Below are 14,716 nucleotides of genomic sequence, written 5' to 3'. Positions count from 1 at the left end.
AAGATATAAATGACGGACGGTCGACACACTTTATTATAGAATAGACAACACCACTAAAAATAATATTATGCAAAAAACAAACAGTCAAAACGAGAAAAACACACGCAAGGTCAAGGCGAAATCTTCTGCAGCTGACGGACTCAGAGAGTTATTTATCGACGAGCTGAAAGATATTGTTTACGCCGAAAGAGCATTGGTAAAAGCCTTGCCGAAAATGGCCAAAAATGCAAGTGAACCTAAGCTGGTCTCCGCCATAGAAGAACATGTGAAGGTCACAGAAGGTCAGGTTCAGAGGCTGGAGCAGATCTTTGATATACTTGGAGAATCGAACCGCGGTAAAAAATGCGATGCTATGGAAGGCCTTATAAAAGAAGGGGAAAGCATTATGGAAGAAACAGAGGCAGGGCCCGTACGTGATGCAGGAATTATCTCGGCCTCACAAAAAATTGAGCATTATGAGATTGCCTCGTACGGTACATTGGCTGCTTTTGCCAAAACACTGGGCGAAGAAGAAATAGCTGCGCTACTGGAAGCAACATTAGCTGAAGAAAAAGAAGCTGATGTGATTTTGACAGATTCCGCCTATCACTCCATTAATTTTGAAGCTGCGGAGGAAAACGATAAATAAATTAATTAATGAATTCATAAGCTACAGCTTATGAATTTTTTTTATTTGATACCTATGAATACCACAACTATCTTAAAAATAATTCCTCTCGTAACAGCTTTTGTGTTTTCGAATGCTTCAGCGCAACGGGGGATACCACCCAAGGAAATTACCAAAATTACCCATTCTACCAATTATCCGGAACATCTCGATTTTCTTCCCGAAATGGTTAACCTTCTGAAAGTTCCTGACGGATGGACGGTCTCAATAGCTGCTTCCGGCCTCGGAAAACCCAGAATGTTATATTATACTCCTGACGGAAATCTATACATCACCAGACGTGATACAGGAGATGTGCTTTTACTGAAAGACAGGAATAAGGATGGCAAATTTGAGGAAATCAAAACAGTGGCTGCCGAATTTAAAGGAGTCCATGGCATCACAGTAAAAGATGGCTTCATGTATCTGTGTAATAATAATGAATTACGCAGGTATACAATAAATGCGGACGGGACGCTTACTGACAAGCAAATGCTTTTCGATGATATGCCCAGCGCAGGACAGCATCCCAACAGGACCATGGATTTCGGACCGGACGGAAAACTTTATATTTCAATCGGAACGCTCTGTAATGACTGTAAAGAATCAGACCGTGAGGCTGCTACCATGGTACAGGTAGATCCGCTCACATGGGAGCGTAAGATCTTCGCATCAGGCCTTAGAAACACGATCGGTTTCGACTGGCATCCGCAGACAAATGAATTCTGGGGGATGGATAACGGTGGGGACGCCAAAGGTGATGACTGGCCGCCTGAAGAATTAAATCATCTTAAAGAAGGTAAAAATTATGGTTATCCGTTTGCCTATGCCAAAAGAGAAGTGGATACCACCAGGGAAGATCCTGCGGGAAACAGTAAAGAAAAATGGGCGGAAACTACCGAACCTTCTGTGATGGAATATCAGGCACATATGGCACCCATTGGGTTCCGCTTTTTCCCTGCCGGCTCAGCGTACAGCGGAGACGCTCTTGTCTGCTGGCACGGCTCCTGGAACAGAAGCAAGCCGGTGGGCTTCAAAGTCCAAAAAATAAAGTTTTCTAACGGAAAGCCCGTATCGGCTGAAGATTTCCTGACCGGTTTTCTTAAAGGTAAAACCAGATTCGGAAGACCCGCGGGCGTAGCCATCACTGCATCCGGCACGGTATATATTTCTGACGACGCAAACGGAGTTCTTTACAGCATCAAGCAAAAATAAACGGTATGAAAAAATTAATATTATGTAGTCTTATGGTCGGATGCGCAGCCGCTATTCCTGACCAGCCCAGTACAAGAATAGAATTTAATGCACCGGAAGCATACCCGGAAGGTATTGCCTACGACAGTAGTTCAAATGTTTATTATGTTTCATCAGCACGGCTTGGCAGCATAGGAAAAGTTACTCCGGCCGGCGTTTACAGTCTGCTGATGAATGATCCGTCTTTGAAATCCACATACGGATTGAAAGTGCATCCGGACGGGAAGCGTTTGTTTGCTTGTGTAAGCGATGCCAATTACAGCAAATTTACGTCTCCGGACACGCGGAAAAAAATGGCCAGGTTAATTGGCATTGATATGATAACGGGAAAGAAAACAGATGATATTGACCTGTCTGGCCTGGTAAAGGGAAATCATTTTGCTAATGACCTGACTTTTGACAGTCAGCAGAATGCGTACGTAACCGACAGTTTTTCAAACGTAATTTATAAAGTGACGCCCGGTGGCAAGGCTTCGGTCTTCGCAGACAGTCCCATGTTTAAGACAGAAGGGATCGGTCTCAACGGAATTGTCTTTCATCCTTCAGGGTATCTGCTGACGGTGAGCAGCGGAACCGGAGTTTTATATAAAATCGATTTGAATAATCCCAAAAATATAACTAAAGTTGCCACAGAACAGTTTTTTATGAACGGTGACGGCTTATTGCTTACAGAAAATCAAAAATTGGTCGTAGTACAAAATGGGGGCAGTGATAAAATATATGAGCTGACTTCCCAGGATAACTGGGCTTCTGCAAAATTATCTGCATCCACCTTAGTGGCCGACCGGTTTACCTATCCGTCTACCGCTGCAATGGCAAAAGATAAAGTCTGGATTATGAATGCAAAATTTTCAGAACTCACAGACAGTACCAATGTTCCCTCAGTACGATTTGACATTCAGCATGCACGGCTGATGCCGCTGCCGAAATGATTTAATAATACATTTTATAAATACCGTAAATCATTGAATTATTGTAAAAATACACCGATTTCCGTCATGAAGCACAGAAATCGGTGTTTTATAATTCAATGTTAAGAATCATTTCCTATACTGTATCAGTTAGAGCTTAGGTCAGCGTAGGGTACTTAAGATGGACAACCTCTAAAATTTTTCAGGATTTCTGAATTGACTTGGTGATAACTTCAGATGTTTCCTGAAGAAGGTACTGAAGTGCGAGGGTCCCTCGAATCCAAGGGCGTAGGCTATTTCTGAAATGGCCCAGGAACTGTGTTTCAGTAAAATCTTTGCTTCTTTTAAAATCCTTTCAGAAATCATTTCAGAGGTAGTTCTAGACATCGCTTCTTTTACTGATTTATTCAGATGATTAACATGAACAGACATTTGGCCTGCAAAATCAGAAGCACTCCTGAGTGTAATTGCTCCGGAAGCACTGCTTATCGGGAACTGACTTTCAAGAAGGTCTATAAACAGAGAAGTAATTCTTGCCGCCGAATTCTGTTTTTCAGGCAATATATTTTCCGACGGCCTCATTTTTAAAGCAGAATGAATCAGCTGAAAAACCAGATTTCTAAGTACATCATCTTTATATTCGAAATCAGAATCCTTCTCGTGCTTCATCTGTACGAAAATATTCTCTAAATAAAGCAGCTCCGAGGTGCTTAATTCATACACAGGATATCCGCCGGGCTGAAAAAAAGGATATTTTTTAATATCTCCGAAATTGTTAAAAAAAGACTCTGTGAAAATGCAGCTGTAGCCCGATTGCAATCCGTCAATGGGTTCCCAGTTATAAGGAATCAGAGGATTGGCAAACAGCAGCCCGTGCTTTTGTATTTCAAAACTTTTATCAGCATAATGAATCTGGCTTTTCCCTGATATTAAGCATATTTTAAAATACTCCTTTCGGCTGTATGAAACCGGATGATGATGTTCAGGCTGATTCTTCCTTGATATGGATAGGATATTGAAATGACCTTCCTCTTTTTTCAGATCGGAAGTTTTTAAAAATGGTCTCTTTGCATAGTAATCCTCCAGAGTCTCGGGTTTTATCATGGCAGAATGTCTGAAATATGGTTTGAAGATGTTTTCCAGTACAACAAATTTAAATCTTTTCATCATATTTTCCAAAGTATAAGAACCGGGCGAAATGAAAAGACCGTTTTCACAACTCGTGAACACGGTCTTCCTGCTACATTCCTGAAACTTGCCATGAAGCTACTGCACGAAGTTACTCAAAGGAGCATTCATGGCTTCTAATGCAACCATTGGATTCCAGAAATCCACATATTTTAAAATTTTACCCTCTTCATTAGTATGAACTACCGAAATATACTTTTGGTTATACGGTTTTCCTGTGCTGATCGCAGTTCCCGTACTCGTAAATTCGGCAATGACCAAAGTGGGGTCTTCAGTGGCATAAAAATGAAGATTTTCAAAATCAACCTTAAAATGTTTCGGGAAATTTTTCATATAGTCATAAAGCTCTGTCTTTCCCTGTACGAGTTTAGGAAAATCGGCAGGACCATAAGGAAATTCCAGAACACCTTCTTCAGAAAAAAGATCTACCCATTTTTCGATCTGGCCGGATGAAAGGAAATCCAGATGATTTTTGAAAGTGTTTTGTGCTAAACTTTTAATTGGCTCTTTTGTACTCATAATCTTTAAATTTTGTTCCGTTATTTTTATTAAAATTTCTAATACAAAATTAGCAGGGAAGTATTCTTTGGTGTTTTAAAAAATCAAATGATAACTTTCAAAAATCAATCAATTTCATATAAGTTTTTTTTCAATATAATATCTTACATAAAGTAAGCTTAAAATACTTAGTGCATTGCAGTTTCGCAGTTCAGGCCGGGAAGATTCAGGTTTACTGGCTCTAATGGTCATAATGATCATTCAGCGGTAATTCACTTTGATAAAAAAAAGCCCTTGAACTGCACGTTCAAAGGCTTTGGTTTTCAGCATCAGTAACTTCATGATTGCCGGTTATCTTACATTTACTCACTTTTTTTGTATTGTCCGGGGGCGTAATGTTTCGCCGATTTAGATCCTGTTACCTTTTTTACCTGTCCCGGTGGAAGTCCGTGATTGCCATTGGATTTAGGTACAGGTGCACAGGAAAAAATCAATGACCCGGCAAAAACAATGAGGCCTGTCTTTTTTATAGTATCCATCATACTTTTTTTTAAAACTTATTAAAATATTATGCCAAGATTCCATAAAAATCAACAGGGATATTGTTTAGAAATTTCGGGATCTGAGGGTAATGGCGTTAAAAATATTTCATGAAATGCTTGATACGATGATAGAGAGTCATTATGTATCGGATCATCAGCACACAGTTTATACTATTTGTTCCGGGCATACTTAGAATTGCTGACAAAGAAACGTAACGGCAGCAGGGCATGTTCTTCCGCGTACCCGATTCCTATCCGGGGTGCCTCTAAAATCTCAGCAGGCTCATACGTGATCCCCTGATCTTCAATCCAGATACGGTCTTCAGTCAGGCTTTGTCTGTTAAAAGAAAGATCAATACCTAAAGCTTTTGTCAGTGATCCGGGACCGGAAGATATAGCGGGCTTTTCTACCGGCATTTTTCGTCTCGTTTCCATTTCATCGAAACCGTAATACGGTTCAATACTTCTGATAAGAACACATTTCGGATCGTTTTCAACGGAAGTGACAACATTCAGCAGATGATGAATCCCGTAACAGAGATAGACATACGCCAGACCTCCTTTCTGAAACATCACTTCTGTCCGTGCAGTACGTCGGTTCCCGTATGCATGGGATGCTTTGTCTTCAATTCCGAAATAGGCCTCTGTTTCCACGATAATTCCTGCCGTGACAGTTTCCCCGGTGGCAGTATATATAATTTTACCCAACAGATCTTTTGCTAAAAAATTAACATCAGTATTGGCATAATATTCAGCTGATAGTTTCATAATGTCAATGTAATGGAAATATCTCAGGTATCGGACAATAATTTCTGAAAAATTGTAGGTTTACTGACAATTGGGACAAATTCCGCTGATAACAAAATTATAATCTTCAATAATAAATTGAGGCGGCATTTTAATCTGAGGAACACTGTTTTCGATACAGGTTACCTGATGGCATTTCCTGCAGTTAAAATGCACATGATTATGCAAATGGCCGCCCTCTTTACAACCATGACATTTAGCATAATTGACCACGCCATCCACATTTACAAATTTGTGCACTAAACCTTCTTCTTCAAGCCGTTCCAGAACCCGGTAAATCGTTACCCGGTTGCATAATGCACCCACTTTTTCCTGAATCATATGGTGAGACAATGCCTTATCTGAATCATTTAATAAACTCAGTATCTCGCTTTTAGCCTGAGTATTTCGTGTTTTTTTCATATTTTAATGCAACGATGTTGCGTTATTGGAATGTTATTTTTACTTTTGCAACAAAGTTACAATAAGAAACTTAAAATATAATTTTTATGAAATCAAAAATTCTGGATGTCGTCGGATTATCAGCAGCTGCACTTTGTTTGATTCATTGTATAGTCTTTCCGTTATTAATGGTTATTCCATTAGGAATTTCTCATAATCCATTGGTTGACCTTGCTTTCCTGATTATCGGGGCAGTTGTGGTCTATAGAATTTCAAAGAAAACGCAGCATACATGGCTGAAGGTTTTATTTGCGGTCTCGATTCTGCTTATTTCAGTTTCGGTTTTTGCAGATCTATTCTTCGAAATTCATTTGCCTTTCATTTATTTTGGTGCGATTGGGTTAATCACCGGACACCTTATCAATTTTAATCATCATAAGCATTAATTCATAATAAAGATGAACAAATTACCCGTAACCGTCCTGAGCGGTTTTTTAGGAGCCGGAAAAACGACCTTGCTTAACCACATCCTTCACAATAAAGAAGGTTTAAAAGTTGCAGTCATCGTTAATGATATGAGTGAAGTTAATATTGATGCTCAATTGGTGAAAAGTGAAAATACTTTATCGAGAACCGAAGAAAAGCTCGTTGAGATGAGCAATGGCTGTATATGCTGTACCTTAAGGGAAGATTTAATGATGGAGGTCGAGCGGCTTGCTAGTGAAAACAGATTTGATTACCTGCTCATTGAAAGCAGTGGGATCAGCGAGCCGGTTCCTGTTGCACAGACATTTTCCTACGTAGATGAAGAGAGCGGGATCGATTTGTCAGGATTCAGCTATATTGACACTATGGTAACGGTGGTAGACTGTTATAATTTCGGAAAGGATTTTGGCACTAATGAATTATTGGCCGACAGAAACCTCACAGACATCGAAGGCGATCGCAGAGCCATCGTTAACCTTTTGACAGATCAGATCGAGTTTGCCAATGTGATCATTCTTAATAAAACGGATCTTGTAGATGCAGATACTTTAGGTTTTTTAAAAAGTGCTATCAAGAGATTGAATCCGGATGCCAGAATTATTAGCTCTGAATTTAGTAAAGTAAATCCAAAAGAACTGTTGAATACCGGGCTTTTCGATTTTGAAAAGGCTCAGAACTCTGCCGGCTGGCAGAAGGAACTGGAGTCCGCCGGGCATACCCCGGAAACGGAAGAATATGGAATCAGTTCGTTTATTTTTAGAGATCACAGACCTTTTCATCCTGTCAGATTATGGGAATATCTCGATAAATATTATCCGCCGGGGATATTAAGAGCAAAAGGGATATTCTGGTTAGCATCAAGACCAGGCGATGTGCTCAACTTTTCACAGGCTGGAGGATCGTTGCGACTGGAAAAAGCAGGCGTATGGTGGTGCAGTATGCCGCTTATTCACAGAATGCAGTATTCTGTATTTGTGGAAAATCAGACTTTTATCGAAGAAAGATGGGATAAAGTTTGGGGAGACAGAATGAATGAATTGGTCTTTATCGGGCAGGAGCTCGACAAAGAACAGATTTACCGGGATTTACAAAGCTGTCTTATTAATGATAATGAATCAAAATTGGTGAAAGAAAAAAGATATTTCAAAGATCCTTTTCCTAAGAATATTTAATATTAAAATTGATAATTAATTAATGCAACACTGTTTCAGTAATGTTGCAGTCTCCATAACTTTGCTATTTATAATTTTTTACAATGGACAGACGTAAATTTCTAAAAGGCTCAGGTCTTTTAACAGGCGCCCTCGCTTTAAACCCTATTCATCTGCTGGGAGGTAATTCCAAAATCAATGATTCTCAGCATAAGAAAGCTAAAAATATCATATTTATGGTAAGTGACGGAATGAGCCTGGGAACCCTGACCATGGCAGATCTTTATTCCAGAAATATACTGGGTAAAACTAGCCATTGGATTGATCTTTATAACACCGGAAAAGTGAGCAGAGCTCTAATGGATACAGCGTCTGCCAGCTCGATCGTGACAGATTCTGCTGCTGCCAGCTCAGCATTCGGGGGTGGGGTAAGAGTTAAGAACGGGGTACTGAACATGGGTACTGACGGTGAAAAATATGTTCCGATATGGCAGAAGTTTAAGAAAGCAGGCAAAAAAGCAGGTTGTGTGACCACTGTCACCATCACCCATGCAACGCCGGCGGGTTTCTGTGTAAATTCCGGAAGCCGAAATGCCGAACCTGAAATCGCAGAAATGTATCATCACCTTGGATTTGATGTGATGATGGGCGGAGGTGATGAGTTTTTTAATCCCGGTAAGAGAGCAGACGGCAAAGATGTTTATGAAGCATACAGACAGAAAGGGTACCGGGTATGTAAAACTAAAAATGATTTGAAGAACATACAAAAGCCCGGTAAAATATTAGGGGTTTTTAATGCAGGAGCATTGCCGTATACCATCGATCAGAAGAATCTCCCGGCTTTGCAGGAGAGTCCTTCGCTTGCAGAAATGGCAAAAGTTGCCATTGGGCAGATGAAAGATCATGCTGAGGGTTTTGTACTCCAGATAGAAGGCGGTAAAGTAGATTGGGCAGCCCATGCCAATGATATTTCCGCTATCATACACGACCAGCTGGCCTTTGATGAAGCGATAAAGGTTGTTCTGGATTTTGCAGAAAAAGATAATGAAACACTGGTTATTATTACAACCGATCACGGCAATGCCAACCCGGGCACCATCTATGGAACGGATGCCACTTCAAAATTTAACAGCATATCAGATTATAAATACTCAAACGAATTTATATTGAATTCCATACAACATGATTTTACGCTGCAGCAGATCAGGGACTGGATTTATGAAACCAACCGTATAAGATTGAGCGACGAAGAAGGAAAGCATTTACTAAACTTTTATTCCGGGCTGGAAAAACAGGAGTCCGGATTATACAATTATAAAAAGTTACCTTATAAAGCCTATTCTGAGATACAGCAGAAACATAATAATGTAGGCTGGATCAGTATGGATCATTCGGGAGATTATGTTGAAGTGGCGGCTTACGGTCCCGGAAAAGAATGGCTGTCTCCGTTTATCAGAAATACGGATCTTCACCAGATGATGCTGAAAGCAACTCAGATCAAAAAAACTTAGCTGCTACCACTTTTCCAGATATAAATCACCGCTACCGCACGAATCACCGCTACCGCACGAATCCTTCGTGTGGTTGTCTGTAGTAAACCACCAAGGAAATCCAAAGGATTTTAAACACTTAAGTTAATTTAAGTAATATACTTTGGACAGAAAAGTACACGTAAGTTTTTTGAAAATCTTTGATTTTCTTCTGAGGTACACTTAATGCTGCGGTATTTTTTAAGCTTTTTAAAGGGTATTTAAGTTTAAGATAATAAATACCACACACCGCTACCGCACGAATCCCTTCGTGTGGTAGCCTGTAAACCACAAAGAAAATCCAAAGGATTTTAAACACTTAAGTTAATTTAAGTACTATACTTTGCGCAGAAGAAGTACACGGAAGTCCTGTTGAAAATCTTTGATTTTTCTTCTGAGGTACACTTAATTATGCGGTGTTTTTTAAACTTTTTAAAGGTATTTAAGTTTAAGATAATAAATACCACACACCGCTACCGCACGAATCCCTTCGTGTGGTTGTCTGTAGTAAACCACCAAGGAAATCCAAAGGATTTTAAACACTTAAGTTAATTTAAGTAATATACTTTGCGCAACAGAAACACACGGAAATTTTTTGAAAATCTTGATTTCTTCTGATGTGCACTTCTTCTGCGGTATTTTTTTAAAACTTTCTAAAGATATTTAAGTGTGAGATAGCAAATACCACACGATAGAATCGTGCGGCAGCGGTGAGATAATAAATACCACACGATGGAATCGTGCGGTAGCAGTGGTGAACTTAATTTTCTGGTATTCCTGTTAACTTATGATGGGTCTCCTCATCCAAAACTTCTAACTTTTTATGTACCTCTCACCTTCTTCCGGATGGTTGCCGGCCGTCTTCTTTTTGCTTCTTCTCTGAAGAATAAGGTGTGCGGCATCCAGCATTTTCATCAGATGAATGTACGGGCTGATGATATTTTTTTCGGGAATGTGATCCGAGATGCCCATCGACAAATAAACCATCCCGGACATAAAGTAATCGAACTCCTTGATGGTGTATTCCTTATGGGCCTGACTGAATACCAAGAGCGGATCCAGGTATTCTTGCTCCGAAAGCATGCCGAACACCACAGGAATGGAGTTCTCCGGCAGTCTGCTGAAACGATGTTTCTTTTTCTTCATCATCAGGAGATATCCTGCCCGCACAAACGAGCGCATCGACTGGTGAAACTGAAAGAGCACCGACGGATCTTCCGCAATGAAACCATCCTTTTTTATGGCGTAGCGAATGATGTCGTTTAGCCTTTTTTTAGTGACAGCCAAATCATTGAACTGGAAGAAGTTTTCTAAGAGCTGTAACCCAGCACGTTTCTTAGGGCCTGTCCAAAAGAGGATGTCCCAATCTGCTGTATTTTTTTTCATAAAGTTTTTGCATTTTTTTTGAATAATGTAAAAGAGCTGTCATTGATTCATCCATTACTGCATGGAATTCGTTTGATTTCACTTGCATGGTAAAAACATCCGGCGTACACCGGTACGCCGGAGTTCCACACTTAACAGATTAAAATAATAAATAACAATTGTGTCCCGTGAAAGCCCTGAAGCCGCAATGGATTGTACACTCCACTGTATCGTATCATGATACTTGTATGTTGTGAAGCGGCTTAGAAAAGATGATTGTAGAAAGACAGAACAGCAAGCATGAAATAAAAACGGCATGGAACTCTACAATATCCGCTTTTGAGGTACTGGTATACCCTGCACACAGATAAGAGAGCCCACGCCTAGGTCGTGAGCTTCCTGCTTATCCTCTTGCGTGCATAAAAATTACCAGTTTTCAAAAGCAAGATTCTAAACAATAGCTTCTATTTTCTTTGAAGTATCGCAAAGCTACTTTATTGTAGCTTATTGTACAAAGGTAAGAAAAAAAAACAAAAGGATACATATAAGTATCCTAAATTTTAATTTCAAACTTTGAATTTTACGGTTAATGAATGAAATTGACCTTAATAATTATAAAAAGGCGCTTGGTTACAGAATCTCTGAATTAAGAAAGAAAGTGATAAATCCCGAGACAAATAAACCTATTTCACAAGAAGAACTGGGCTTAAGGACAGGACACGCCAAAAAAACCATAGGAGAATTAGAAAGGGGCAACACAAACCCAAGATATGATACGCTACTTATAATCAGCAGAGAACTTAATGTTACCATACAAGAGCTCTTTGATTTTGACATGAAAAAATATATTAAGTTATCAAATAAATCCTGACGAGTTGGGATTTTTTATTTACGGAAATCCGTAATGATATCGTCTAAAGACTAGCTGTTTTTGGTTTTATTAATCAAAAAATATTTATTATGAGCGATGATTTAAGTAAAAAAAGACCACAAGATGCGACTAAAGTAAATGTAAACGAAAGTTGGGAAAGTAATATACTTTACGCAGAAAAGTACACGGAAGTTTTTTGAAAATCTTTGATTTTCTTATGAGGTACACTTAATTCTGCGGTATTTTTAAGCTTTTTAAAGGATAATTAAGTGTGAGATAGGAGATATAAATACCATACCACACGATTGAATTGTGCGGTAGCAGTGAAAGTTTTTTAAACAATTAAGTTAATTTAAGTAAGATACCGCTACCGCACGAATCCCTTCGTGTGGTTGTCTGTAGTAAACCGTAAACCACCAAGGAATTCCAAAGCTTTTTAAACACTTAAGTTAATTTAAGTACTATACTTTGCGCAGAAGAAGCAAACGGAAGTCTTGTTGAAAATCTTTGATTTTTTCTGATGTGCACTTCTTCTGCGGTATTTTTTTTTAAACTTTCTAAAGGTATTTAAGTGTGAGATAGCAAATACCACACGATAGAATCGTGCGGCAGCGGTGAGAAAGTAAATGCCACACGATGGAATCGTGCGGCAGCGGTGGCTTGTATACACTAGACCTCCACAACAGCCCATGATTTGAACATAGTTTAGATTTAAAATCTATGATAATTAATTAATTTGAATTTTTATTTTACGTTTCAAGCTAGTGTTTGATGCTTTTGTGACTATGATCATATATTTTCTGTGCATCAATTGATAGGTTTGTTATCATCAATCACATTATCATGAAATATATCGTAACATCATTATTCATTCTTTCTGTTTTGTCGGCATGTCAGAAAGCCGAGACACAATATAAGGATCAGGCCAACAAAAAAGAGACGGTAAACGACGGAAAATCCGATACGATCCGGACGTTAAAAGAAATATCAGACACCATGCATCAAAAGAAAGACACTGCCAAGGTGATCAATGGTAGTTGATAATATAATCGTTTAGATGACTCCGAAGGGAAGGCTTTTGAAATAATCAGCACCTTTATATTACAGACGGCCCATTAGTAGGTTTAATATTTTTTATGAGCCGTCTATAAAACATACATTCTCTTATCTACTGATATCAGTCACAGATTTTTTTTCAATAATTTTCTTTAAAACAGCGATCCAGATGGTAGACAATAACAGTGACAGGCATGTTATTCCAAGCCCGGCTTTATATAAACTATATTCTATGATGCCTGATTTGTAGGCGATGGACAATGCTAAAATCCCGAACTCTCCTGTTTGGGATAACAGGGCACCTCCATACCAGCTGTCCTTCCACGGATACTTCAGTAAACGGAATATAACGGCAGACATAAGGCTGTTGCTGATGAGAACAAAAAAAGTTCCCAGCAGAATGATCCGGAAGTTAGAATACAGGTAGAAAAGATCAAGACGAAGACCTATGGAAACAAAAAAGAGGGTAGTGAAAAACACTTTAAAAGGCATTAAAGAATGTTCGAGCCAGTGAAATACCTTTACCCGTCCTACGATAACACCGGCGATAAAACTTCCCAGTGCACCGCTCAATCCGGCTGTTTCAGCACATAATCCAAATCCAAGGCAGATCATCAGTCCAGAAAATACCTGCAGGTCATGATCATTCTCAATCGTACGAAAAAATTCCGGAAGCCTGATTTCCTGTACATTTCTTATCTTTTTTAAAACGAAAAAAATAGCAATGCATACAAGAACAGGAAATATGATTTGCAGAAAGCTGAAATCATCTTTGCTCCAAACCTTCAGTAGGGTCAGAACAGGGGCCAGAAGAAGATCCTGGAAGATCAGCATATTGAGGATCATGATCCCGAAGGTAGTTTTTAAAGTTTGGTGCTTCTTCAGGAATTCGCTGACCACAGCAGTACTGTTAAAAATAAAAAGGACGGCGATCAGGACGGTGCTTTTTAGGGGCAATTCTGTAATATAGCCTATCGAAAAAGCGAAGGCTGTACTCAGAACTATTTTTATGCTCTGTGCTATGACAGGTTTAATGAGCAGGCTGCGTTGGTCCGGTACATCAATTTCCATACCCAGAAAGAACATCAGAATCAGGATTCCTATTTCACCGATGACTTCTATCTCATCCGGTTTTGTAAAAACCCCTGATCCATATGGCCCAAGCACGATACCGGCGATAATATAAGCAATGAGGTAAGGTTGGTCCAGTTTCTTCAGAATAAACATAATACCCAATATGGTAAGGCACAGTATGCATATGGCCCAAAGTAATCCATCCATAATTTATCATAATTAAATTGACAGTGAATTATTAATTTTTACCGGATATGACAGAAAATTGGTTTCCCCGGAGGAAAACCAATTATAAAATATACATGTTACTGAATTTCGATCAGGCGGGGAGGCTGTTTTTTGGCTTCTTCCTTTTTAGGGATGGTGAGCCTTAAAACACCATTTTCGTATTTAGCCTCGATATGTTCTTCATCCACCACATCTCTGGCGAGCTCAAAACTACGCTGAAAAGCCTGATAGCTGAATTCTCTGCGGGTGTAATTTTCTTTTTTATCTTCCGTTTGGTTTTTCTTGGAAGAAGAAATGCTAAGAAGATTACCTTCCAGGCTAATTTGGAAATCTTGTTTTTCCATACCCGGTGCAGCAACTTCCACTTCAAAGTTTTCAGGATTTTCCTTAATATTTACCGAAGGGAGAGTCGTGAGAGGGGAAGAGTAATTATTGTTGCCCCAATTAAAAAGTTCGCGGCTGAAAAAGTCATCGAACAGTGTACGTGGATTTGCAGGGAGCAAACTGCCATTGTTTCTTTTTACGATTGACATAATTTTACGATTTTTTAAAAGTTAAACAATTAATTGCGTGATCACAATGAGAAATTTCCCAAAAACATACCAAGTAAAAAAATTGGAAAAATTGTCACGATACAGCGTGAAAAAATGTCAGAATATGGTCATATTCCAATAATGAACTGCTCTCAGAGCTAAGAAACAAGAATAAGGATAGCCTTGCTATGCCCGC

At 39.2% G+C, this 14,716-nt stretch carries 16 protein-coding genes; 8 read left to right on the top strand and 8 right to left on the bottom strand.

All coding sequences use genetic code 11. The features are described 5' to 3' along the window. The first annotated feature begins 67 nt into the window (after positions 1–67). The 3 genes from ODZ84_RS06430 to ODZ84_RS06420 are packed head-to-tail and all read left to right on the top strand — an operon-like array spanning position 68 to position 2,832. Positions 68–628 carry a YciE/YciF ferroxidase family protein gene (locus tag ODZ84_RS06430; protein WP_266176166.1) on the top strand — a complete coding sequence of 187 codons (561 nt, stop codon included), beginning with the start codon at positions 68–70 and terminating at the stop codon, positions 626–628. Between the two features lie 54 nt (positions 629–682). Next, positions 683–1,861: a PQQ-dependent sugar dehydrogenase gene (locus tag ODZ84_RS06425; RefSeq protein WP_266176165.1), complete on the top strand. Its 1,179-nt coding sequence runs from the start codon at positions 683–685 to the stop codon at positions 1,859–1,861. 5 nt (positions 1,862–1,866) lie between these two features. Continuing rightward, the gene (locus tag ODZ84_RS06420; protein ID WP_266176164.1) at positions 1,867–2,832 is read left to right on the top strand and encodes a gluconolaconase; all 966 of its coding nucleotides are present in this window, start codon (positions 1,867–1,869) and stop codon (positions 2,830–2,832) included. Between the two features lie 171 nt (positions 2,833–3,003). On the opposite strand, the gene ODZ84_RS06415 is transcribed toward ODZ84_RS06420, so the two are convergent. The 5 genes from ODZ84_RS06415 to ODZ84_RS06395 all read right to left on the bottom strand — a co-directional run bounded on the left by ODZ84_RS06415 (position 3,004) and on the right by ODZ84_RS06395 (position 6,248). Continuing rightward, on the bottom strand, positions 3,004–3,981 hold the full coding sequence (locus ODZ84_RS06415) for a helix-turn-helix domain-containing protein (protein WP_266176163.1): 978 nt from the start codon (positions 3,979–3,981) through the stop codon (positions 3,004–3,006). A gap of 96 nt (positions 3,982–4,077) precedes the next feature. Continuing rightward, positions 4,078–4,518: a nuclear transport factor 2 family protein gene (locus tag ODZ84_RS06410; protein ID WP_266176162.1), complete on the bottom strand. Its 441-nt coding sequence runs from the start codon at positions 4,516–4,518 to the stop codon at positions 4,078–4,080. Between the two features lie 341 nt (positions 4,519–4,859). Next, positions 4,860–5,039, bottom strand: coding sequence for a hypothetical protein (locus ODZ84_RS06405; RefSeq protein WP_266176161.1), 180 nt, complete (start codon positions 5,037–5,039; stop codon positions 4,860–4,862). Positions 5,040–5,210: 171 nt separating this feature from the next. Further along, entirely contained in the window at positions 5,211–5,807 is a 597-nt protein-coding gene (locus ODZ84_RS06400; protein ID WP_266176160.1) for a DNA-3-methyladenine glycosylase, read from the bottom strand. 60 nt (positions 5,808–5,867) lie between these two features. Further along, on the bottom strand, positions 5,868–6,248 hold the full coding sequence (locus tag ODZ84_RS06395; protein ID WP_266176159.1) for a Fur family transcriptional regulator: 381 nt from the start codon (positions 6,246–6,248) through the stop codon (positions 5,868–5,870). 86 nt (positions 6,249–6,334) lie between these two features. Here ODZ84_RS06395 and ODZ84_RS06390 point away from each other — a divergent pair, with 86 nt between their 5' ends. The 3 genes from ODZ84_RS06390 (at position 6,335) to ODZ84_RS06380 (ending at position 9,375) form a co-directional block, all read left to right on the top strand. Beyond that, positions 6,335–6,673, top strand: a complete 339-nt coding sequence (locus ODZ84_RS06390) for a MerC domain-containing protein (RefSeq protein WP_266176158.1) — start codon at positions 6,335–6,337, stop codon at positions 6,671–6,673. Positions 6,674–6,685: 12 nt separating this feature from the next. Continuing rightward, positions 6,686–7,885: a GTP-binding protein gene (locus ODZ84_RS06385; protein WP_266176157.1), complete on the top strand. Its 1,200-nt coding sequence runs from the start codon at positions 6,686–6,688 to the stop codon at positions 7,883–7,885. A gap of 83 nt (positions 7,886–7,968) precedes the next feature. Then, complete coding sequence (locus ODZ84_RS06380) at positions 7,969–9,375, top strand: alkaline phosphatase (protein ID WP_266176156.1); 1,407 nt, start codon at positions 7,969–7,971, stop codon at positions 9,373–9,375. Positions 9,376–10,206: 831 nt separating this feature from the next. Here ODZ84_RS06380 and ODZ84_RS06375 read toward each other — a convergent pair. After that, positions 10,207–10,779: a hypothetical protein gene (locus tag ODZ84_RS06375; protein WP_266176155.1), complete on the bottom strand. Its 573-nt coding sequence runs from the start codon at positions 10,777–10,779 to the stop codon at positions 10,207–10,209. 568 nt (positions 10,780–11,347) lie between these two features. On the opposite strand from ODZ84_RS06375, the gene ODZ84_RS06370 reads away from it, so the two are divergent. Both ODZ84_RS06370 and ODZ84_RS06365 read left to right on the top strand, forming a co-directional pair. Then, positions 11,348–11,629, top strand: a complete 282-nt coding sequence (locus tag ODZ84_RS06370; protein ID WP_266176154.1) for a helix-turn-helix domain-containing protein — start codon at positions 11,348–11,350, stop codon at positions 11,627–11,629. Between the two features lie 843 nt (positions 11,630–12,472). Further along, positions 12,473–12,670, top strand: coding sequence for a hypothetical protein (locus ODZ84_RS06365; protein ID WP_266176153.1), 198 nt, complete (start codon positions 12,473–12,475; stop codon positions 12,668–12,670). 123 nt (positions 12,671–12,793) lie between these two features. Here ODZ84_RS06365 and ODZ84_RS06360 read toward each other — a convergent pair whose 3' ends face one another. Then, a complete protein-coding gene (locus ODZ84_RS06360; RefSeq protein WP_266176152.1) occupies positions 12,794–13,966 on the bottom strand; it encodes a cation:proton antiporter in 1,173 nt (390 codons plus the stop codon). 98 nt (positions 13,967–14,064) lie between these two features. Further along, positions 14,065–14,520, bottom strand: a complete 456-nt coding sequence (locus tag ODZ84_RS06355; protein WP_266176151.1) for an Hsp20/alpha crystallin family protein — start codon at positions 14,518–14,520, stop codon at positions 14,065–14,067. Positions 14,521–14,716 lie beyond the last annotated feature (196 nt).

The organism is Chryseobacterium fluminis, from assembly GCF_026314945.1.
Classification (GTDB): Bacteria; Bacteroidota; Bacteroidia; order Flavobacteriales; family Weeksellaceae; genus Chryseobacterium; species Chryseobacterium fluminis.
This window is presented reverse-complemented; position numbering and strand designations above follow the sequence as displayed.

Coding starts and splice junctions, on each gene's coding strand:
- ODZ84_RS06360 (WP_266176152.1), bottom strand. CDS start 13,966: ATGGATGGATTACTTTGGGCCATATGCATACTGTGCCTTACCATATTG.
- ODZ84_RS06370 (WP_266176154.1), top strand. CDS start 11,348: ATGAATGAAATTGACCTTAATAATTATAAAAAGGCGCTTGGTTACAGA.
- ODZ84_RS06395 (WP_266176159.1), bottom strand. CDS start 6,248: ATGAAAAAAACACGAAATACTCAGGCTAAAAGCGAGATACTGAGTTTA.
- ODZ84_RS06420 (WP_266176164.1), top strand. CDS start 1,867: ATGAAAAAATTAATATTATGTAGTCTTATGGTCGGATGCGCAGCCGCT.
- ODZ84_RS06415 (WP_266176163.1), bottom strand. CDS start 3,981: ATGATGAAAAGATTTAAATTTGTTGTACTGGAAAACATCTTCAAACCA.
- ODZ84_RS06380 (WP_266176156.1), top strand. CDS start 7,969: ATGGACAGACGTAAATTTCTAAAAGGCTCAGGTCTTTTAACAGGCGCC.
- ODZ84_RS06405 (WP_266176161.1), bottom strand. CDS start 5,039: ATGATGGATACTATAAAAAAGACAGGCCTCATTGTTTTTGCCGGGTCA.
- ODZ84_RS06430 (WP_266176166.1), top strand. CDS start 68: ATGCAAAAAACAAACAGTCAAAACGAGAAAAACACACGCAAGGTCAAG.
- ODZ84_RS06375 (WP_266176155.1), bottom strand. CDS start 10,779: ATGAAAAAAAATACAGCAGATTGGGACATCCTCTTTTGGACAGGCCCT.
- ODZ84_RS06410 (WP_266176162.1), bottom strand. CDS start 4,518: ATGAGTACAAAAGAGCCAATTAAAAGTTTAGCACAAAACACTTTCAAA.
- ODZ84_RS06390 (WP_266176158.1), top strand. CDS start 6,335: ATGAAATCAAAAATTCTGGATGTCGTCGGATTATCAGCAGCTGCACTT.
- ODZ84_RS06365 (WP_266176153.1), top strand. CDS start 12,473: ATGAAATATATCGTAACATCATTATTCATTCTTTCTGTTTTGTCGGCA.
- ODZ84_RS06355 (WP_266176151.1), bottom strand. CDS start 14,520: ATGTCAATCGTAAAAAGAAACAATGGCAGTTTGCTCCCTGCAAATCCA.
- ODZ84_RS06400 (WP_266176160.1), bottom strand. CDS start 5,807: ATGAAACTATCAGCTGAATATTATGCCAATACTGATGTTAATTTTTTA.
- ODZ84_RS06385 (WP_266176157.1), top strand. CDS start 6,686: ATGAACAAATTACCCGTAACCGTCCTGAGCGGTTTTTTAGGAGCCGGA.
- ODZ84_RS06425 (WP_266176165.1), top strand. CDS start 683: ATGAATACCACAACTATCTTAAAAATAATTCCTCTCGTAACAGCTTTT.